Origin of the sequence: Nesterenkonia sp. HG001, assembly GCF_034438835.1 — a bacterium.
In the GTDB taxonomy this organism is placed as follows: Bacteria; Actinomycetota; Actinomycetes; order Actinomycetales; family Micrococcaceae; genus Nesterenkonia; species Nesterenkonia xinjiangensis.
This window is the reverse complement of sequence record NZ_JAOSZD010000004.1, coordinates 404860-425337: the sequence shown is the minus strand read 5'-3', so window position 1 is coordinate 425337 and position 20478 is coordinate 404860. Positions and strand designations below refer to the sequence as shown.

General features: G+C 67.9%; 15 protein-coding genes, 2 pseudogenes and 1 riboswitch. Of the genes and pseudogenes, 6 read left to right on the top strand and 11 right to left on the bottom strand.

Annotation, left to right across the window (positions count from 1 at the left end; all coding sequences use genetic code 11):
- The 4 genes from ODE13_RS09520 to ODE13_RS09505 all read right to left on the bottom strand — a co-directional run.
- Positions 1-780: serine dehydratase beta chain (locus ODE13_RS09520; protein ID WP_322479055.1), on the bottom strand; the 780-nt coding region annotated here is incomplete at its 3' end.
- Positions 781-786: 6 nt separating this feature from the next.
- Positions 787-1968 carry a glycine cleavage system aminomethyltransferase GcvT gene (gene gcvT, locus ODE13_RS09515; RefSeq protein ID WP_322479054.1) on the bottom strand — a complete coding sequence of 394 codons (1182 nt, stop codon included), beginning with the start codon at positions 1966-1968 and terminating at the stop codon, positions 787-789.
- A gap of 123 nt (positions 1969-2091) precedes the next feature.
- On the bottom strand, positions 2092-5061 hold the full coding sequence (gene gcvP / locus ODE13_RS09510) for an aminomethyl-transferring glycine dehydrogenase (protein ID WP_322479053.1): 2970 nt from the start codon (positions 5059-5061) through the stop codon (positions 2092-2094).
- 199 nt (positions 5062-5260) lie between these two features.
- Positions 5261-5375: riboswitch (glycine riboswitch) on the bottom strand.
- A gap of 174 nt (positions 5376-5549) precedes the next feature.
- Positions 5550-6593, bottom strand: a complete 1044-nt coding sequence (locus tag ODE13_RS09505; protein WP_322479052.1) for a DUF368 domain-containing protein — start codon at positions 6591-6593, stop codon at positions 5550-5552.
- A 282-nt stretch (positions 6594-6875) separates the two neighbouring features.
- Between ODE13_RS09505 and ODE13_RS09500 the strand changes: the two genes are divergently transcribed.
- Positions 6876-8363 (top strand): sodium/glutamate symporter, encoded by a 1488-nt coding sequence (locus ODE13_RS09500; protein ID WP_322479051.1) that lies wholly within the window; start codon positions 6876-6878, stop codon positions 8361-8363.
- A 179-nt stretch (positions 8364-8542) separates the two neighbouring features.
- Positions 8543-8971: a hypothetical protein gene (locus ODE13_RS09495; protein ID WP_322479050.1), complete on the top strand. Its 429-nt coding sequence runs from the start codon at positions 8543-8545 to the stop codon at positions 8969-8971.
- On the opposite strand, the gene ODE13_RS09490 is transcribed toward ODE13_RS09495, so the two are convergent.
- Positions 8955-10150, bottom strand: a protein-coding gene (locus ODE13_RS09490; RefSeq protein ID WP_416210636.1) for an IS3 family transposase whose coding sequence is annotated in 2 segments (ribosomal slippage) — positions 8955-9880 and positions 9880-10150 — 1197 coding nt in all. Because the reading frame shifts where the segments join, the coding sequence is not laid out codon by codon here. The genes ODE13_RS09495 and ODE13_RS09490 overlap by 17 nt on opposite strands.
- Positions 10151-10228: 78 nt before the next feature.
- Here ODE13_RS09490 and ODE13_RS09480 point away from each other — a divergent pair.
- Positions 10229-10381: pseudogene (locus ODE13_RS09480) on the top strand (integrase core domain-containing protein); the annotation flags it as partial.
- Here the strand turns inward: ODE13_RS09480 and ODE13_RS09475 are convergent.
- From ODE13_RS09475 to ODE13_RS09450, 6 genes and pseudogenes are all read right to left on the bottom strand, one after another.
- Positions 10378-10656, bottom strand: coding sequence for a metal-sensitive transcriptional regulator (locus tag ODE13_RS09475; RefSeq protein WP_322479064.1), 279 nt, complete (start codon positions 10654-10656; stop codon positions 10378-10380). The pseudogene ODE13_RS09480 and the gene ODE13_RS09475 overlap by 4 nt on opposite strands.
- A gap of 270 nt (positions 10657-10926) precedes the next feature.
- Positions 10927-11748, bottom strand: a complete 822-nt coding sequence (locus ODE13_RS09470) for a sulfite exporter TauE/SafE family protein (RefSeq protein ID WP_322479049.1) — start codon at positions 11746-11748, stop codon at positions 10927-10929.
- A complete protein-coding gene (locus ODE13_RS09465; protein WP_322479048.1) occupies positions 11745-12350 on the bottom strand; it encodes a rhodanese-like domain-containing protein in 606 nt (201 codons plus the stop codon). Before ODE13_RS09465 ends, ODE13_RS09470 begins: the two co-directional genes overlap by 4 nt.
- Before the next feature lie 142 nt (positions 12351-12492).
- Positions 12493-13884 carry an MBL fold metallo-hydrolase gene (locus ODE13_RS09460; RefSeq protein ID WP_322479047.1) on the bottom strand — a complete coding sequence of 464 codons (1392 nt, stop codon included), beginning with the start codon at positions 13882-13884 and terminating at the stop codon, positions 12493-12495.
- A gap of 119 nt (positions 13885-14003) precedes the next feature.
- Positions 14004-14183 (bottom strand): annotated as a pseudogene (locus ODE13_RS16930) (transposase); the annotation flags it as partial.
- Positions 14184-14362: 179 nt separating this feature from the next.
- Positions 14363-15558 (bottom strand): IS3 family transposase gene (locus ODE13_RS09450; protein WP_416210636.1). Its coding sequence is split into 2 segments (ribosomal slippage): positions 14363-15288 and positions 15288-15558, totalling 1197 coding nucleotides; the frame shifts between segments, so codons are not numbered across the junction.
- Here ODE13_RS09450 and ODE13_RS09440 point away from each other — a divergent pair.
- The 3 genes from ODE13_RS09440 (at position 15528) to ODE13_RS09430 (ending at position 20466) form a co-directional block, all read left to right on the top strand.
- On the top strand, positions 15528-16112 hold the full coding sequence (locus ODE13_RS09440) for an alpha/beta hydrolase family protein (protein WP_416210634.1): 585 nt from the start codon (positions 15528-15530) through the stop codon (positions 16110-16112). The two genes, ODE13_RS09450 and ODE13_RS09440, sit on opposite strands and share 31 nt — an antisense overlap.
- Before the next feature lie 390 nt (positions 16113-16502).
- Positions 16503-18641: a carbohydrate binding domain-containing protein gene (locus ODE13_RS09435; RefSeq protein WP_322479043.1), complete on the top strand. Its 2139-nt coding sequence runs from the start codon at positions 16503-16505 to the stop codon at positions 18639-18641.
- 196 nt (positions 18642-18837) lie between these two features.
- Positions 18838-20466 (top strand): amidohydrolase, encoded by a 1629-nt coding sequence (locus ODE13_RS09430; RefSeq protein WP_322479042.1) that lies wholly within the window; start codon positions 18838-18840, stop codon positions 20464-20466.
- The last annotated feature ends 12 nt before the right edge of the window (positions 20467-20478 follow it).

Sequence of the window (20478 nt, the reverse complement as noted above, 5' to 3'; positions counted from 1 at the left end):
GGCATGCCACCCCGGAGCACGACGCCGGACGTTCAACCCACCCGGCAGCACCCCGGTGCGGCCCAACGCGGAGTTCTTACACTCCTCCATGACACCCCAGATGTGCAGCACCCCCGCCCGGACCTCCTCCTCCGGGCGCATCACGGTCTCATTGGCCATCATCACCTCAGAGACAGCCCGGCCGGTGCTGCGGCAGTGCTCCATGAGCTCGGCCGCCGTGGTGAAGGGGTGGGGGACCTCCGCCTCGGTGGACTCCACGGCATCACCCAGGGAGGCCTCCTCAGCCTCGGCGGCGGTGAGCACGAACCCGCCGCCGATGGAGAAATAGGTCTGCTCGGCCAAGACGCCGCCGTCGTCGTCGAGGGCTGTGATGGCCATTCCGTTGCTGTGCTGCGGCAGGAAGGTCAGGGGCCTCAGCACCAGGTCCTCGGTACGCAGCGTGATGTCACGACGTCGCCCCAGCTGCTCAGCCACACGGACCGTGCCTGTGGCCCGCATATCGGCTAACCGCTCCTCGACCTGCTCGGGAAGGATCTCCTCAGCATCCCAACCCTCCAGGCCCAGCAGCACGGCGTCGAACGTGCCGTGGCCCTGCCCCGTAGCGGCCAGAGATCCATAGAGATCCACCCGGACCTCCGCCAGAGGATCACCTTCCGCTGCCTCCAGGTGGTCGGTCAGCTCCTCGACCACGAAACGCCGCGCAGCCCGCATCGGCCCCACAGTATGGGAAGACGACGGACCGATCCCGACACTGAACAGATCAAAGACACTGATGGCCATGGCAGGTCACCTCTCCCTGCGGTAGAAGGGCAGCTGGACGACCTCGAAAGGCTGCCCCTTGCCGCGCACGTCGATGTCGAGCCGCGTGCCGGGCTCGCTGAACTCCACGTCCACATAGGCCATGGCGATCGGGTGGCCCAGGGTGGGGCTGGGCTGACCGGAGGTCACCTCGCCGACCGGCTGGCCGGCGCGATCTCCCGCGGTGGCGAGCACCGGGTGGCCGCCGCGTCCGGCCCGGCGGCCCAGGCCCGTCAGTCCGACGAGCCGCTGGCCGGTGGTCTTCCCGCGACCCTCCTCCTTGGCCTGCTCCAGAGCGGCGCGGCCCACGAAGTCCTCCTCCTTGGAGAGCGCGACCACCGGCAGCCCGGCCTCGAAGCTGGTCCGCTCGGTGGAGAGCTCGTTGCCGTAGAGCGGCATGCCGGCCTCCAGGCGCAGCGAGTCACGGCAGGCCAGCCCGCAGGGGGTCAGCCCGAAGTCCTCGCCGCCGCTGAGCAGGGCCCGCCACAGGGCACCGGCCTTGTCATCGCGCAGGAACATCTCGAAGCCGTCCTCACCGGTGTAGCCGGTGCGGGCCAGCAGGATCTCCTCCCCACCGATGGTGACGGTGTCCGCCGCGTAGTAGGGCAGGTTCTCCACGATCGTGGTCTCGTCCATGCGCACCAGGGAGGACACGATGTTCTGGGCCTGGGGCCCCTGGACGGCGATGAGGCTGATCGCCTCGGACTCATCCCAGACCTCGACGTCGAAGCCGGCGGCACGCTCCTCCATCGCAGCGAAGACCGTCTCCCGGTTCGAGGCGTTGGGGACGATGAGGTACTCGTCCTCGGTGATGCGGTAGCCGATCAGATCGTCGAGGATTCCGCCGTCCTCTCGGCAGATCAGCGAGTACTTGGCCTTGCCGATGCGGACCTTCGCGAAGTTCCCCACCAGGGCCGTGTTGAGGTAGGCGGCGGCGTCGGGGCCCGCCACCCTGATCTCGCCCATGTGGGAGAGGTCGAAGAGACCGGCGGACTGGCGCACCGCGTGGTGCTCGGTGAGTTCGGAGGTGTACTTCAGCGGCATGCGCCAGCCGCCGAAGTCGGTGAAGCTGGCGCCCAGTGCCTCGTGTTCGGCGGCCAGAGCCGTGTCGCGCAGGTCCGGGGCCGTCGACGTCGTCGTCTGGCCCGGCTGTGAGGTGGTCTCGGTCATGGGAGCTCTCCTGATCAGTTCATCGTCTCTTCCTTGCGGATCGCCGCTGGATGCAGAGACGATCCGCAACGAGAAGACGATCTGTGCGGGTACGGAGCGTGTACGGGGACGGGGACTGGGTGCTCAGCGGATCTCGAAGGCCTCCGGCGGCGGGCAGCTGCACACCAGGTTGCGGTCTCCGTGGGCGCCGTCGATGCGGCTCACCGGCGGGAAGTACTTGTCCTGCAGCACTCCGGAGACCGGGAAGGCGCCCTGTTGCCGGGAGTAGGCGCGGTCCCACTCATCCGAGGCGACGACGGCGGCCGGGTGGGGTGCGTGCCGCAACGGTGAGTCCGCAGCCTCCAGCTCGCCATCGATGACCTGCTGGATCTCGGCCCGCACGGCGATCATCGCCTCGACGAACCGGTCGATCTCAGCCAGATCCTCAGACTCGGTGGGCTCGACCATCAGGGTCCCGTTGACGGGGAAGGCCAGTGTCGGCGCGTGGAAGCCGTAGTCGATGAGCCGCTTGCAGACATCCTCAGCCGTGATGCCGGAGAGCTTGGTGAGCTCGCGCAGGTCCAGGATGCACTCATGGGCCACCAGCCCGCCCTCGCCCGTGTAGAGGGTGGGGAAATGCTCCGACAGTCGCCGAGCGATGTAGTTGGCGCCCAGCAGCGCGTGAGCGGTGGCGCTGGTCAGGCCCTCGGCCCCCATCATCGCCAGGTAGGCCCAGGAGATGGGCAGCACCCCGGCCGAGCCGTAGGGGGTGGACGTCACCGGAGCACCCCCACGGGAGACGGCGTCGGTGCCCGCGCCGTTCTCCCCCGCGCCGCCCACTGCGGTGCTGGGCAGGAAGGGCTTCAGGTGTTCGGCCACGGCCACCGGTCCGACGCCGGGGCCACCGCCCCCATGGGGGATGCAGAAGGTCTTGTGCAGGTTCAGGTGGCTGACGTCACCGCCGAACTCACCCGGCTGGGCCAGACCCACCAGCGCGTTGAGGTTGGCGCCGTCCACGTACACCTGGCCTCCCGCCTCATGGACGATGCGGCAGACCTCCCGGACCTCGGCCTCGTAGACGCCATGGGTGGAGGGGTAGGTGAGCATGATCGCGGCGATCCGGTCCGGATACTGGGCGGTCTTGGCCTGCAGGTCCGCCATCTCGATGGTGCCGTCCTCGGCAGTGGCGACCACAGCGACCTGCAGGCCGGCCAGCACGGCCGACGAGGCGTTGGTGCCGTGGGCGGAGGCCGGAATCAGACAGATGTCCCGGTCGGCGTCGCCATTGGCCAGGTGATACTGGTGGATGGCCAGCAGCCCGGCGTACTCCCCCTGGGAGCCGGCATTGGGCTGGATGGAGACGGCCGCATAGCCGGTCACCGCCGTCAGCTTCGCCTCGAGGTCCTCGATGAGCGCCCGCCAGCCGGCGGCCTGCTCGGCCGGCGCGTACGGGTGGATGCCGGCGAACTCCGGCCAGGAGATGGCCTCCATCTCCGTGGCGGCGTTGAGCTTCATGGTGCACGAGCCCAGCGGGATCATGGTGCGGTCCAGGGCCAGATCCCGATCGGCGAGCTTTCGCAGATACCGCATCATCTGGGTCTCGGAGCGGACCTCGTGGAAGATCGGATGGGTCATGAACTCGCTGGTGCGGCGCAGGGACTCGGGGAAGGCCGTGCGATCGTCCCCCGAGTCAGCCGCAGAGCCGGCCGGCGTGCCTTCCGAGGCTTCAATCGGGGCACCGAAGGCCCGCAGCACCGCGTCCACGTGCTCGGCGGTGGTGGTCTCGTCCACGCTGATGCCCACGGTGGTCTCGTCCACCCGGCGCAGGTTGATCCCGGCCTCCTCGGCGGCGAACAGGATGTGCTCGGCCTCGGCGTCGAGGTCCAGCCGCACCTGGACGGTGTCGAAGAAGGACTCGCTGACCAGTCGACGTCGGCCGGCCTTCAGCCCGGCGGCCAGGGCGCACGCGTGGCCGTGAACACGTTCAGCGATGCGCGTGAGGCCCTCCGGGCCGTGGTAGACGCCGTACATGGAGGCGGCCACGGCCAGCAGCGCCTGGGCGGTGCAGATGTTGGAGGTGGCCTTCTCGCGGCGGATGTGCTGCTCGCGGGTCTGCAGAGCGAGCCGGTAGGCGGGGCGGCCCTCGGCGTCATGGGAGACCCCCACCAGACGCCCGGGAAGCTGCCGCTGCAGCCCTGAGCGCACCGCCATGTAGGCGGCGTGCGGTCCGCCGAAGAACAGCGGCACCCCGAAGCGCTGGGAGCTGCCCACCGCGATGTCCGCACCCTGTTCCCCCGGCGGGGTGATCAGCGTCAGGGACAGCAGGTCGGCGGCGACGGTGACCATCGCTCCACGCTCTTTGGCCTCGCTGATCAGTGCCGAGTGGTCGACGACGGCGCCGGAGTCCCCCGGCTGCTGCAGCACCACGCCGCACAGCTCACCCTCCGGCAGACCCTCGGTGGCGAGGTCGACGAGCTGCACGTCGATCCCGACGGCCTTCGCGCGACCCGCGACGACCTGGCGGGTCTGCGGGAAGATGTCGGCATCGAGCACTACGGTGCCCTGGGCCTTCTTCTTGTTGGCGCGGCGCATGAGCAGGATCGCCTCGGCCACCGCAGAGGCCTCGTCCAGCAGTGAGGCGTTGGCGATGTCCAGTCCGGTGAGGTCGGCGACCATGGTCTGGAAGTTCAGCAGCGCCTCCAGCCGGCCCTGGGAGATCTCCGGCTGGTACGGCGTGTACGCGGTGTACCAGGCGGGGTTCTCGAGCACGTTGCGCAGGATCACCTGCGGGGTGTGCGTACCGGAGAAGCCCTGCCCGATCATCTGCGTCATCACGGTGTTGCGGCGGGCATAGCCGCGCAGCGCCTCCAGGGCCTCCGCCTCAGAGAGCGCGGCGGGCAGATCCAGGGGCGCGGACTGCCGGATGGAGCCGGGGACGGCGGCGTCGACCAGCTCGGCCAGCGAATCGTGACCCAGAGCTGCCAGCATGGTGGCCGCCGCCTCGGAGGTGGGGCCGATGTGCCGGGAGGCGAAGCCGGCGGGCACGGAGAAGGCGGGCTGGGCGTCGTCGTCGGTGGTGGGACCGAAGGTGCTGCTGGAGGTGCTGCTCGTCATCGGGGAGGGTTCCTTCCGGAGCGCAGAGGGGGTGGACGTGTTCGTGTCCCTCCCCGAGCTCTGTAGGGAACCTGAGAGTTTGACCCGGCATCAGGCGAGATGTCGCCGTCGAGGAGGCCGGGCTTGCACCGTGGGTGAGGACACCGACGTCACGGGCCACACATGCGGCCTGTCAGCGGGTCCTGCTTTCCAGAGTCGCCACCCCTGCACGGTACGGGTGCCTGAGAGATTCCTGGGGAGGATGTTGCTCCTTCGGCGCCGGTGCTCGCACCCGCCTCTCGGCGACGCGCTCCGGGCTCTCCCATGCAGGGGGCATGGCGTATTCAGTTGACCTGTGGCCCATCTTACCCGCCTCACGCCGAGTGAATCACTCTCCGCTGTCCTCAGCGACAGTGCCACCAGCACGCCGAGCAGGCCCCTTCCGGCCCCAGAGCGCCCAGAGCCCCCAGTCGAGGTGGGCGGAAGGTCGGGGAGGGCGTCCGCTCAGCTCAGACGCCCTGCCCCTGCCGCTCCTGCTTCGCGACCATCCGGGCATCCAGGATCACCAGCACCGTGACCACCGCGAACCCGGCCGCCGCCAGCCCGAGGATCGGCAGAAGGTCGCCGGAGGCCTCGAGCAGCCCGCGGTCCTCGTCCTGCCAAGGCCACAGGGTGCGCAGCGCCCCGAGCATCACTCCGGCCAGGACCACCATGGTGATCCTGTGGCGGTGCTCCAGCAGCCACTGCAGCAGCTTCACCAGGACGATCACCCCGAGCACCATCCCCGCGGCGAAGAGCGCAAGGTAGCCCAGGTCCCGCTCCTCCACCGCGCGCAGCGTCGGCTCGTAGAGCCCGAAGGTCAGCAGCAGGAAGGAGCCCGAGAGACCAGGCAGCAGCAGCGCGGAGACGGCGACGGCGGCGGCGGGGACGATGGTCGCCGGAGTCGCCTCCACGACGGTGGGCGGCACGGAGACCAGCCAGAAGGTGGCCCCTGCGGCCACCAGTCCGGCGGCCAGGTGACGCCAGCTCAGCGCACGCAGGCTCCAGGTGCGTCCCGATCCGGTCCCTGGGGCACCGGGGACGTGCAGGGCCATGCGCAGCGGCACGGCGATGGAGGCCAGCACCATGCCGAAGAACGCGGCACGAGTGGCCTCCGGGTGGTTCTCCACCGCGTCGGCCATGGGGCCGGCGATGGTGAACACGGCCAGCGCCATGCCGATCAGCACCGGGATCACCAGTTTCCAGCGCACTGCGGTGAGGTGATGGCGCATGCCGACCAGCCGCTCGGGCCCGGTGATCAGCCTGCGGCCCGCCGAGACGACATGCGAGGCGGAGTCGATCAACTGGGTGTAAATCCCGACGACGAGCGCGACGGTGCCGCCCGAGACTCCGGGAACGGTCTCCACCGTGCCGATGAGCGCGCCGCGCACGAGGTCTCCGACCACGGTGGTGCGGCGCTGCTCGGGGGTGCCGGCGACGTCGGAACCCTCGGCAGTGGGCTGACCTGCAGAGGTGTGCTCAGAGGACTCTCCGGCGGGAGATGAGATGGGCATAGCGAACTCGACTTTCACGCCTTACACTGTGGATCCCGGGCCTGTCAGACAGGTCACGCGATACGGATCACACCACCCTGAGGCGTTCCTGGCCAGAGAACTGCTGGCCTGGGGCTCCCTGGGATGCGCCGCGACAGCGGACTGCCCGTCACGCCCGGTGCGGACGGCGAGCCCAGTCTACGTCGTCGACCCGGCGTCTCCCTGCGAGGAAGACCACCTGCGCACCGACCCACGGCGGCGGTGCTAGAACCACCCGTGACACGGGAGGAAGAGGACACGACGATGAGTCCCCAGTCCATCGGGTTCGCGATCGTGCTGCTGGCGGCGATCATGCTGCTCGGCAAGTACCTTCGCGTGAAGGTCCCGTTCATCCAGAAGCTCCTGCTTCCCAGCTGCATCATCGCCGGGTTCCTCGGACTGATCCTCGGCCCGGAGGTCATCGGGAGGCTCGCGGAGCCGCTGGGCATCGAGTGGCTGGGCGATGGCGGGATGTTCACCGCGGACATCTTCGACGTCTGGGGCGAGATGCCCGGCCTGCTGATCTCGGTGGTCTTCGCCACACTCTTCCTCGGTTCCCGGATCCCCTCTCCCAAGCGCGTCGCCAAGCTTGCCGGCCCGCAGCTGTCGATCGGTGTGGCCTACGGCTCCGGCCAGTATGTGGTCGGGCTCCTCCTCGCCCTGTTGGTGCTCGCCCCGCTGTTCGGCATCGACCCGATGATGGGGGCGCTGATCGAGATCGCCTTCGAGGGCGGTCACGGCACCGCCGGCGGCATGCGGCCGGCGTTCGAGGACATGGGCATCCCGGAGGCCGCGGACCTCGCCCTGGCGATGGCCACCGTCGGCCTGGTCTCGGCGATCGTCATCGGCGTCGCAGTGGTGAACTGGGGTGTGCGCACGGGTCGCACCCGTGTGCTGAAGAAGGTCTCGGAGCAGTCCACCGCCGAGCTGCGCGGCCTCTACTCCGATGACGAGACCGTCTACGCCGGTCGCATGACGGCCCGCCCCGGCTCCATCGAGCCGCTGACCCTGCACGTCGCCGTCGTCGGCCTCGCCGTGATCATCGGCTGGCTGCTGCTGGAGGGGATCGTATGGATCGAGGACGCCCTGTGGGGCCAGCCCGACTCGCTGTGGACCGCTCCCGGGGAGGAGGGGACCACCCTGCTGGGCTACGTACCGCTGTTCCCGCTGGCCATGATCGGTGGAGTGATCATCCAGGTGGTGCTCGACCGCACCGGCAACACCAGCCTGCTGGACCACGAGATGATGAAGCGCATCCAGGGGCTCGCCCTGGACATCCTGATCGTCGCCGCGCTCGCCACGATCTCGCTGACGGTGATCGCCGAGTTCTGGCAGACCTTCTTGATCCTCTCCGTGGCAGGGGTCGCGTTCTGCACCTTCATGCTGCTCTACTTCACCCCGCGGATCGTCCCGGAGTTCTGGCTGGAGCGCGGCATCGCCGACTTCGGCCAGTCCATGGGCGTGACCGCCACCGGTCTGGCGCTGTTGCGGGTGGCCGATCCGGATGACGAGTCCCCCGCGCTGGAGGCCTTCGGCTACAAGCAGCTGGCCTTCGAGCCATTCTTCGGCGGAGGGCTGATCACGGCGATCTCCATCCCTGTCATGTATGCCACGGGCAGCGTCTACATCGTGCTGATCCCCATGGCGGTGCTGTTCATCGTGGCGATCTCCGCCGGCATGATCTACCACCGCGGCGTCCGGGCGGGACGGTGGACGGACCCCGCGGCCGAGATGGGTCCGGCGAAGAGCTGAACCGAGGCTGTCGGCGGTACCGCCAGACGTCGACACCGTTCCTCCGCACCGACTGCATGAACCCTTGACATCAGCTGACACAAGCTGAACAGTGATGACTTGGCACACATCGTGCCAAGTCATCACGTATTAGTCGTCCATTCCGGGCGACGCAAGCGCAAGGGAGATCCACACACGTCATGAGACGCGCAGTCATGATGATCCTGGCCGTCGCCGCTCTTCTCGGGCTGACCGCACCTGCCGCCCACGCCGACACGGGGTTCACCCGTGGACCCGACCCCACAGACTCCTCCATCGAACAGACCCGCAGCAGCTACAGCGTCGGGGAGCGCAGCATCTCACGGTTCAGCGCCGACGGCTTCCGCGGCGGCACGATGCACTACCCGACCGGCACTGACGAGACCTTCGGCGTCGTGGCCATCTCCCCCGGCTACACCGCCGGCGAATCCTCGATCTCCTGGCTGGGGCCCCGATTGGCCTCCTTCGGCTTCGTGGCAGTCACCTTCGACACCAACTCCCGCTATGACCAGCCGCGCCAGCGCGCCACCCAGCTTGAGGCTGACCCCGATTCCCGGACAGGTGGTTGGTTGGTCAGGCTGCCAGCGTGAGCTGGCGTCGTTCGTACTCTAGCGGGCTGAGGTAGCCGATGCTGGAGTGCCGACGGCGGGCGTTGTACCAGCCGTCGATCCAGGTGTAGGCGCCGCGGCGGGCGTCGTCGATGGTCGCGAAGACATGCCGGTGGTAGTACTCGTTCTTGAACGTCGACCAGAACGATTCCGCGGCCGCGTTGTCCCAGCAGACCCCGGTCCGGCCCATCGACCGGAGCACGCCGAGCTCGGTCGCGGCCTTTGCGAGCTGAGCGCTGGTGTACTGGGTGCCCCTGTCGGCGTGGAAGATGACCTTGCGGGGTCGGAGACCGCGCAGCGCGACGGCCTGCCGGAGCGCGTCCTCGACGAGATCGGTGTGCAGGCTGTCGCCGACCGTGCGCCCGAGGACCCGGCGGCTGTTGCCGTCCCTCACGACACACAGGTACGCCCATCCCTCACCGGTGCGCAGGTAGGTGATGTCGCTGAACCAGGCCACGTCTCGCTCGCCCTGGTCGAACTCCCGCTCCACGAGGTCGGGAACCGGGAACGGGTCCTCGCCGCGGACCGTGGTCGGCGGATGCCAGGTAGCCGGGCTGATCCCCGTGATTCCGTCCGCTTGCATGAGTTTCGCGACTGTCTTCCGGGACACGACCACCCCGGAATCCTTCAGATCAGCGTGGATCCTGGGCGCCCCGTAGGTGCCGTCGGACGCGGCGTGGAACGCGCGGATCTGCACGGTCAGCTCCGCCGCCCGCTGCTGCCGTGGCGACGGATCCGCGGCCACTCGCGCCCGCCACTCGAAGAACCGACGTCGGTCCACACCCAGCAGCTGGCACATCCGGACGATCGTCAACGTGTTCCCCGGATCCGCCTTCTCCGCCTCGATCACCGCGAACCGTTCCTCGGGTTCTGCTTCGAAGCGAAGAAGGCCGCCGCTTTTCCCAGGAACTCATTGTCCATCCGCAGCTCCTGGTTCTCGCGGCGCAGTCGCTCCAGCTCCGCCCGCTCGTCCAGCTCCAGCGGCGCGTCCGCGTCACCACCCGCGCGGTCGCGCTCTTGCTGCACCCACCGGCCCAGCAACTGCGCGCCGACACCGATCTCGTCTGCGACAGCAGCGATCGTGCGCCCTGTGTCGATGACCAGCCTCGCGGCCTCACGCCGATACTCCGGTGTATACGTCTTCCTCTTCCTCGTGCCCATCACGGACATCCTTCCCGACAGGCTCGCGAACACGCAGAACCCGCCTGGTCAGTGTCCGAGAATCGGGGGCAACCTCACCGGATCTACGCCTCCGAACAGACTCGCCGGAACGCGGTGGGCGTGTGGATCAATCATTACAACTACCATCGACCGCATACCGCCTGTGGTGAGATGCCGCCAGCCTCACTGGTCCCGGCCCGTGTCAACAACGTCACGCCCTCTTACAACTAGGACAGGGAGAGGAAGAGCTTCTCCAGCTCTTCGACTGTTAGTCCGTCCTCTGTTTCCGCTGCACGTTCTGGGTCGGTGATGCAGAACTCCATGGCTGAGGAGACCACACTGAAACCGGCGCGGTCCAGGGCGGTGGAGACTGCGGCAAGCTGGGTAACCACATCTCGGCACCCGCCTCCGGATTCGACCGCCCTAATCACTGAGTCCAGCTGACCGCGAGCTCGTTTGAGCCGGTTGACGATGCGCCGCTGGGTCTCTGGGTCGGCTTCTCGCATCATGGCCTCTCTGTCGCTAAGACTGTCTAGGGCTAAAGTTCTACACGCTGGCGCGGCTTAGAACCAGTGAGGGCCGGTCGCAGCGCGTGCGCTGTGCTGACGCTCACCGCTCTCTCCTTGCCCCCGGCGCAGGTCTCGTCGTCGCGCCCGGGCCTCTTCGACCGCGCTGGCAGAATTGTTTGCTCCAGTCTCTGGCGCGACATCAGGGTCGTTCGGAGGCGCGGTGCAGGGGTCTGTCTCCTCCGCTGCTGTGGCCCGACGTGTTGCTCTCTATCTGCGGACCATAAGGATCACCAGCAGCAGGGCTACCACTGTGGACACACCAATCCCGTAGGCCAGCGGCAGCTCTTGGAAGAACACAACGATTCCCATTGCCAGCACGAGGCACCCGAAGGCCTTCTTCAGTGCTCTATCCGGGATGTACTTCACCAACGCGGATCCGATTAGCGCTCCGGCCACGGTAATACCAGTGATGGTCAGCACTGGCACCCAGTCAATGCTCACCGACGTGAGATACCCGGCGAGACCTGTGAAGGACTTCATCGAGATGATCAGCAGGGAGGTGCCCACCGCGGCGGGCATCGAGAGCCCGCCCAGCAGCACCAGCGCCGGGACCACCAGGAATCCGCCGCCGGCGCCGACCATGCCGGTCACCAGCCCGACCAAGAGGCCTTCGAGGATGATTTTGCCCAGGGGCAGCTTCTTCTTCAGCCCACCAGCTTCCTTGGTGCGGCGGTCCAGGATCATTGCCAGCGCGGTAGCGACCATCATGACCCCGAACGCCACCATCAGGACGACACTCGGCAGTTGGCTGCCTAAGAGTCCGCCGCTGAAGGCACCGGCCATAGCGGAGGCGCCGAAGATGAACCCGGTGCGCCACTGCACGTTAGCCCGCTTGGCGTGAGGGATCACGCTGACCGCGGAGGTGATTCCGATGATGAACATCGACGCGGCAATGGCCTCATGCGCGGGGAAACCCGCCACGTAAGTCAGCAGCGGGACCGCGAGGATGGTGCCCCCGCCGCCAAGCAAACCCAGTGAGAGTCCGATCCCGACGGCGAGGATCATCGCCAGGATGAGCCCACTGCTCATCTCCGCGACCGCACCGCAGATGTCTGTGGTGCCTGAACCTGGGCGGAGCGCGGGATCTCGGCGAGTAGCTTCTCCACGGTTGGATCAGCCTCGACCTTGTTCCACGGCATCTTCTTCAGCGCCGCCGCCATCGCGCAGGAATCGGTCAGCGCGGAGAAGGTCAGCCCGGCCCCGATCGCCCCGGCCAGATAGCCGACCTTCGGGGAGATCAGCTTGCCACCCAGGAACCCGGCGAGCACTAGTGAACCGGCGACCATCCTGACCTGACGGTCCATGGCCCAGCGCTGCTGACCACGGTAGGTGTGCTGCCTGTGCTGGGCCTCCATGGCGACGACGCCGCCCTCGAGCACCCGCGCCGTCTCCACTCCTGCAGCGCACAAGTGCTGCAGGGCCTGGTTCGCGCGATTGCCGGTCTGGCAGATCAGCACGATCTCGCCGGTGAACTGCTCGGCCAGGGTCTCCTTGTTCTTCCGCAACAAGTCCAGCGGGGCGTTGTGCGATCCGGGGACTCGCAGGGATTCATGCTCCGCGGGGGTGCGCACATCAACCAGCAGCGGGGTGTCCTGTGAGCGGATCTTCTCGGCGAGCTCAGTGGGGCTCATTGGGCCAGAAGGTGCCGTAGTAGTGGTGCTCATCAGCGAGGGTGTCCTTTCAAAGACGTCGCAACGACCCCGTCTCGGGGTCGATATGGAGGGGCTCAGCCGGGGTTCTCAGCGGCAGGTCGTTCACACGCCCATCAGTGGATCAGTTGGACTGCTTCCACTCTTCCCAGCCGGCGTAGCTGCCGACGAGTTCGCGGATGTCGTGGCCTTCCCGACGCAGCGCGCTGGCGGCCACCGAGTTCCGGACCCCGGACTGGCAGTAGGTCACGATCGGGCCCGAGCTCGGAAGCTGGTCCTGGTGCCACAGCACCCGACCGGCGCTGAGCTGTTTGGATCCCGGAACGTGGCCCGCGGCGTGCTCGGACTTATTGCGCACATCCAACAGCAGCGCGGGCTCGAAGTCTTCAAGCTCCGCGGGGGTGATGGTGGCTGGTTGGGTCTGTGGCAGATCAGCCAGGCTGATCGTGTAGCCCTTGACCGAATCGATGCCGACTCGCATCAAATGGTTGCGCATGTCCTGGGCCTGGTCATGATCCGCGGCCAGCAGGATCAACGGCTTGGACTCGGTCTCTGGGTCATAGGCCCAGGCGCCGAAGCTGGCGAACTTGCCCCTTGCGGGGATGTTCAGCGCACTGACCACAGTGCCCTTCTTGACCTCGTCATTGGTGCGGGTGTCGACGAAGATTGCCCGGTCCTCCTCTAGAGAGCTGCGCACCTGATCCGAGGTCAACGCCTGAAGTGGGCTCAGCGGGCCCAACACGGCGGGGCCGTCCTTGTTCTCGCGCTTCATCCGACTGAAGTAGGCGTGGGCGTCGGGCTGAGCGTCGAGCAGCTCATCGATGAAGCCCTGCTCGTCGTCGGCGGCCAGGTGCTTGGACCACCACGCATTCGCCCGCTCATAGCCGACCGTGGTGGCCGGCAGCGCGCCCAGTGCCTTGCCGCAGGCGCTGCCCGCGCCGTGCCCGGGGTAGACCAGGATGTGATCAGGCAGAGTGAGGAACTCGTTCTTCAAGCTCGCGAAGAGCTGCTTGGCTCCTTCGAACCGGGTGTCCTCTCCCCCGGCGGCTTCATCGAGCAGGTCAGGACGGCCGAGGTCTCCTGCGAAGATGAAATCCCCGGAGATCATGTAGCCGGGATCGTCGCTAAAGGCACCGTCAGTGACCAGGAAGACCAGGTGCTCAGGGGTATGACCGGGGGCATGCCGGGCCTCCACACGGATGTTGCCGAGCGTGATCACGTCTCCATGCTGCAGCCGAATCGCCTCGAACCCGTACTGCCAGTCTTCGCCGCCTTCTCCGGAGATGAAAGCTTCAGCCTCTGCCGCAGCTGCGAGTTCGCGGGTGCCGGAGAGGTAGTCGGCGTGGATGTGAGTCTCGGCGACCTTGGTGATGCGCATGCCGTGGTTGGCAGCCAGGTCGAAATACTCCCCGACGTCACGGCGGGCGTCGATAACCATACCCTCCTTGGTGGCCTGGCAGCCGATGAAGTAGCTGGCCTGGGCGAGGTCCTCGTCGTAGATCCGCTCCAAAAGCATGCGATCGCTCCTCATTCTCGAAAAAGTTTCGGCGTACCCCTGCGGGTACTCACCCCATCATGCCAAATACCCCTGGGGGTATACAACCTTCATGAGGGATCTATGGCAGCGCCTCAGCTGGCGAGCACCGCACCAACCAGCCGGATGATCGCACCCCGGTCAGGGAAGATCCCGACCACATCAGTGCGCCGGCGGATCTCCTTGCTCAGCCACTCAAGGGGGTTGTTAGACCAGATCTTGGCCCACAGCCGCTTCGGGAACCCAGTGAAGGCCAGAGCCTCCTCCCGGGCGCCCCCGAGGAGACCAGGCGGACCCCGGTAAGTCCGCGAGCCACGAGATCGCGGAAGAATCCTAGCCAGGCAACCCCGCCCTCTGCCGAGGTCGCCTGGATACTGAGGCTTCCGTATACCACTCGGCCGGACGCTACTCGCCGAACCATGTGAGGCTGACCCCGATTCCCGGACAGGTGGTTGGTTGGTCAGGCTGCCAGCGTGAGCTGGCGTCGTTCGTACTCTAGCGGGCTGAGGTAGCCGATGCTGGAGTGCCGACGGCGGGCGTTGTACCAGCCGTCGATCCAGGTGTAGGCGCCGCGGCGGGCGTCGTCGATGGTCGCGAAGACATGCCGGTGGTAGTACTCGTTCTTGAACGTCGACCAGAACGATTCCGCGGCCGCGTTGTCCCAGCAGACCCCGGTCCGGCCCATCGACCGGAGCACGCCGAGCTCGGTCGCGGCCTTTGCGAGCTGAGCGCTGGTGTACTGGGTGCCCCTGTCGGCGTGGAAGATGACCTTGCGGGGTCGGAGACCGCGCAGCGCGACGGCCTGCCGGAGCGCGTCCTCGACGAGATCGGTGTGCAGGCTGTCGCCGACCGTGCGCCCGAGGACCCGGCGGCTGTTGCCGTCCCTCACGACACACAGGTACGCCCATCCCTCACCGGTGCGCAGGTAGGTGATGTCGCTGAACCAGGCCACGTCTCGCTCGCCCTGGTCGAACTCCCGCTCCACGAGGTCGGGAACCGGGAACGGGTCCTCGCCGCGGACCGTGGTCGGCGGATGCCAGGTAGCCGGGCTGATCCCCGTGATTCCGTCCGCTTGCATGAGTTTCGCGACTGTCTTCCGGGACACGACCACCCCGGAATCCTTCAGATCAGCGTGGATCCTGGGCGCCCCGTAGGTGCCGTCGGACGCGGCGTGGAACGCGCGGATCTGCACGGTCAGCTCCGCCGCCCGCTGCTGCCGTGGCGACGGATCCGCGGCCACTCGCGCCCGCCACTCGAAGAACCGACGTCGGTCCACACCCAGCAGCTGGCACATCCGGACGATCGTCAACGTGTTCCCCGGATCCGCCTTCTCCGCCTCGATCACCGCGAACCGTTCCTCGGGTTCTGCTTCGAAGCGAAGAAGGCCGCCGCTTTTCCCAGGAACTCATTGTCCATCCGCAGCTCCTGGTTCTCGCGGCGCAGTCGCTCCAGCTCCGCCCGCTCGTCCAGCTCCAGCGGCGCGTCCGCGTCACCACCCGCGCGGTCGCGCTCTTGCTGCACCCACCGGCCCAGCAACTGCGCGCCGACACCGATCTCGTCTGCGACAGCAGCGATCGTGCGCCCTGTGTCGATGACCAGCCTCGCGGCCTCACGCCGATACTCCGGTGTATACGTCTTCCTCTTCCTCGTGCCCATCACGGACATCCTTCCCGACAGGCTCGCGAACACGCAGAACCCGCCTGGTCAGTGTCCGAGAATCGGGGGAGGCAACCTCAGCTGTGAGCGCGCTGGACCACGCCATCGACGACGACGTCGTCGGCCCTCTCATCGATGAGCATCGCCAGGCCGTGATGGGGCATTCGATGGGCGGTGGCGGGGCCCTGCAGGCCGCCGAGGACAGGGACGAGATCCAGGCCGTGGTGCCGCTGACTCCGTGGAATGCGAAGAAGAACTGGGGCTCCGTGGACGCCCCCACCCTGATCATCGGCGCCGAGGACGACCGCACCGCCCCGGTGCGCAGCCACTCCATCCCGTTCTACGAGTCCCTGGCCAACGCCGAGCAGCGGGCCTACCTGGAGCTGCGCGGAGCCAGCCACTTCGCCCCGAACATTCCCAACACGACCATCGCGAAATACAGCATCGCCTGGCTGAAGCGACACCTGGACGACGACGTGCGCTACGAGCAGTTCCTGGACCCCGGCCCGGACACCGGATGGCGCACCGGCATCTCGGACTGGCGCATCAGCTGACACCGCCGGGCCCCGACCCGGCCACCTCACCGCCGTGAGGCAGACGACCCCTCCGTCTGGCGCCCACCCAGGCCGCCAGACTGAGGGGTCTCCTGCGTCCATACGAGGCCGAACCTCGACAGAATGTATCTGCAAGCGCTTCCATTAATCCTTGCGATCTGGATCACATTCACGCTATCTTCGATCAGGAGACGTCGACTCGACGCGGTCGCCGATGCTACGGCGACGACGCCTCTCATCCGATTCCCGGCGGACTGAGATGCCATCACCTTGGAGACAGCACTGATGACGACGACACAGAGTACGGCGGAGCCTGTGCCGCACTCACCTTGGAAGCGCTTGCGGAAACATGCGATGCGGACAGCAGGGGCTCTCGGACTGGCCGGTGCCATGCTGGCACCCGCTACCATGCCTGCGGCCACCGCCTTCGACGGCGGGCCCCCGGCCTCCGACAAGGCGGCCGATCACGCCGGCGCCCGCGGCGCGGAGAACGCCTCGCAGAACTCCGCCCACCACACCGACCGGCTCCCGGAGCTCCGCACCGCGGCGCAGAGCGCGGAGGGGACGAAGGACACCACCGCCGTGCTGTTCCAGTGGACCTGGAACAGCATCGCCCGCGAATGCCGCGAGACGCTCGGCCCGGCCGGTTACGGCTATGTGCAGACCTCACCGGCCCAGGAGCACATCCACGGTGAGCCGTGGTGGACCCACTATCAGCCGGTGAGCTACCAGATCGAATCTCGCCTGGGTACCCGCGACGAGTTCGCGGACATGGTCTCCACCTGCAACGACGCCGGCGTGAAGGTCATCGCCGACGTCGTCATCAACCACATGACGGGACAGGACGAGGGCGTGGGTTGGGCCGGCAGCGAGTTCACCCACACGAACTATCCCGGCACCTACTCCCCCGACGACTTCCACAACCACGGCTGCGAGGTGGAGGACTACACCGACCGCTGGCAGGTCCAGGAATGCGACCTGCTCGGACTGGCAGACCTGAAGACAAGCTCCGACTACGTCCAGTCGCGGATCGCCGAGCACCTCGAGGACCTCATCGACCTGGGCGTCGAGGGCTTCCGCATCGATGCGGTCAAGCACATCTCCGCCGACGACCTCACCGGCATCCTGGACCGCGTGGACCTGACCGACATCTACGTGGTGTCCGAGGTCATCCGCGGCGGCGGCGAACCCATCCAGCCCGAGGAGTACCAGCACCTGGGCGACGTCCACGAATTCACCTGGGGCCGGAAGCTCAAAGAGGCCTTCGACGGCGGCGACATCCACTGGCTGCTCTCCGGCGAGGGCATCGGTGAGACCTGGGAAGGCTTCATCGCCGACGAGCACGCCGGCACCTTCGTGGACAACCACGACACCGAACGCAACGGCGAGACCCTGAGCTACAAGGACGGGGACGCCTACCGCCTGGCCCAGGCCTTCACACTGGCCTGGCCGTACGGCATGCCCGCGGTGCACTCCGGCTACTCGTTCAGCGACTACGACGCCGGCCCCGTGCAGCATGAGGACGGTCGGATCCGCGACGCCGTCTGCGGCGAGGAGAACTGGACGTGCCTCCACGCCCAAACCGAGGTGGCCAACATGGTCGGGTTCCGCAACGCCGTCGGGGACGCCCCGGTGACCGACACGTGGACCAACGACTCCCACGCCCTGGCCTTCGGCCGTGGCGACCAGGGCTTCCTGGTGGCCAACCGCGGACCGAACAGTGTGCAGCACACCTGGCAGACCTCCCTGCCGGCCGGCGAATACTGCAACGTCTACACCGGCTCCGCCACGTCCGAGGGTTGCTCCGGGGAAACCGTGACCGTGGCGGCCGACGGCACCTTCAGCGCCCACGTGGGCCCGGACTCCGCCGTGGCTCTGCACGTGGGCGCCACCCCGGCCAGCGGCGACGGAGACGGCGACGGTGACGGATCGACGCCGCCGGAGGAGCGCGAGCTGTCCCTGTTCTACGCCACCGACTGGGAGACCCCGCACGTCCACTACCAGGTGGGCGACGGCGAGTGGACCGAGGCTCCGGGCGAGGCCCTGACGGAGGTCTGCGAAGGCTGGGCCCACACCGAGATCGACCTCGGCACGGCCCGGACCATCACCGCGGCATTCAACGACGGCGGCGACGCCTGGGACAACAACGCCGGTGAGAACTACACGATCGGCTCCGGCGTCATCCAGGTCTCGAACAGCCAGCTGGCCGAGGGCGACCCCTGCGAGGCCCAACCCGCCCCGGGCGAGGGCCCCGACCTGACCGTGTACTACGAGACCGGCTGGGAGAACCCGCGCATTCACTACCAGGAAGGCGACGGCGGCTGGACGGACGTTCCGGGTGTGGCAATGGCCGAGGCCTGTGTGGGCTGGTTCCGGGCGGACATCCAGCTCGACGACGCGGACGGCATCACCGCGGCCTTCAACGACGGCGCCGGCACCTGGGACAACAACGACCATCAGGACTACAGCATCGCCGCCGGCGAGCAGCAAGTGTCAGGAGGCGAGGTCACTGCAGGCAACCCCTGTTGAGAAACGGCCCGGTCTGAGCTGAGCCTCGGACCGGAGCACCAGACCTCACGCGTGCCGAGTCTTTCGGCCGCGTGAGCCGGGAGCGGGCGGCGTCGGGAGCCCCGGCGCCGCCCTGCCCATGCCTGGGGACCGGACCATCCAGTGGCCGACGGTGTCGACCTCCGGCTCCCCGGCACACTCTCGCTAGAGTGAACGCGTGACGCTTTTCGTGAACGCCCGAGTGATCTCCTCAGCCCGCATCGGTCAGGTCCGCGGCGACGCCGTGCTGGTCCGCGGCGAACGCGTGGCCGCCGTCGGACAGGCCACACGACTGCATCCCGATCTCGCCGCCGGCGAGGAGGTCATCGACCTGCAGGGCGCGGTGGTGCTGCCCGGATTCGTGGATGCCCACGTCCACACCGGCCTCTACGCACGAGGGCTGTTCTCAGCCGACCTGCGGGACTGCACCTCCCTGGAGACTGCCCTCCAGCGGGTCGCGACCCACCTGCGGGACCGGGTGGAGGCCGCCAAGGCCGAGGGCGCCTGGCCGCAACAGCCACAGTGGATCTTCGGACAGGCCTGGGACCACAACATCTGGGAGGTCCCCCTGGTGCCGAACCGCCGAGCGCTCGACGCCGTCACCGGCGCCTTCCCCACCGCTCTGCACTCCACCGATGCCCACACCTGGTGGGTCAACTCCGCCGCCCTGGAAACCCTGGGGCTGGACGCCTCCACGCCGGACCCGGTGGGCGGAAGCTTCGACCGCGACAGCACCGGGCAGCTCACCGGCATCCTGCGGGAGTCCGCGGGGCGAGCGGTCGACCAGATCCTGGCCTCAGGCGCCGCCGGCGACCTCACCGCTCAGCTGGAACACGCCCAGCGGCAGCTCTGGGCCCAGGGGCTGGTCGGTGTGCACGACTTCGACGGCGAGGACGTCCGCGCCGGATTCGCCGCCCTGCACGAGACGGGGCGGTTGAGGATGCGGGTCACCAAGGCGATCCTCGCCCCCGAGCTGGATGTGGCACTGGCCGAAGGACGCTTCACCGGCTCCGGCGACGCCTGGCTGCGCACCGGGCCGGTGAAAATCTTCTCCGACGGAGCCCTGGGATCCCACACGTGCCTGATGCATGAGCCGCTGGCAGGCTCCGGGCACGGGCACGGGGTTGCGGTGACCGAGGAGGCCGGACTGCGCGATCTCCTAGTCCGGTCCGCGAGCGCCGGACTGGCCGTGGCCACCCACGCGATCGGCGACCGCGCCAATGAGCTGGTCCTGGACGCCTACCAGTGGCTGGCGGACCAGGTGAGCTCCGGCGTCGTGCCGTCGTCTCCGCTGGTGCACCGAGTCGAGCACGCCCAGCATCTCGCCGTGGAGGACGTGCGACGTTTCGCGGCTCTGGGCGTGGTGCCGTCGATGCAGCCGCTGCATGCCACCGCGGACTTCGAGCTGGCCGAGCGCCTCATGGGTGATCGGCCGATGGCCTCCTACGCCTGGCGATCGCTGATCGACGCCGGGGCCACGCTCGCCTTCGGCTCGGACGCGCCGGTGGAGCCGCCGTCGCCGCTGGGCGGGATCCACGCGGCGGTCACCCGCCAACGGCCGGACGGCAGGCCCGACGGCGGCTGGCAGCCCCAGGAGCGCCTCAGCGTGGGTGAGGCGATCGTCGGCTTCACCACCGGAGCCGCACATGCCGCGGGAATGGGGCATCTGAGCGGGGAGATCCGCCCCGGAATGTTCGCCGACTTCACCGTGCTGCGGGAAGACCCGTACGCCGTCACACCCTCCGACCTCCCGAACATCCCGGTGGCCGGGGTGATCACCGGAGGCCGCGTGCGCCACTGGGTGTGAGGCCTCTCAGAC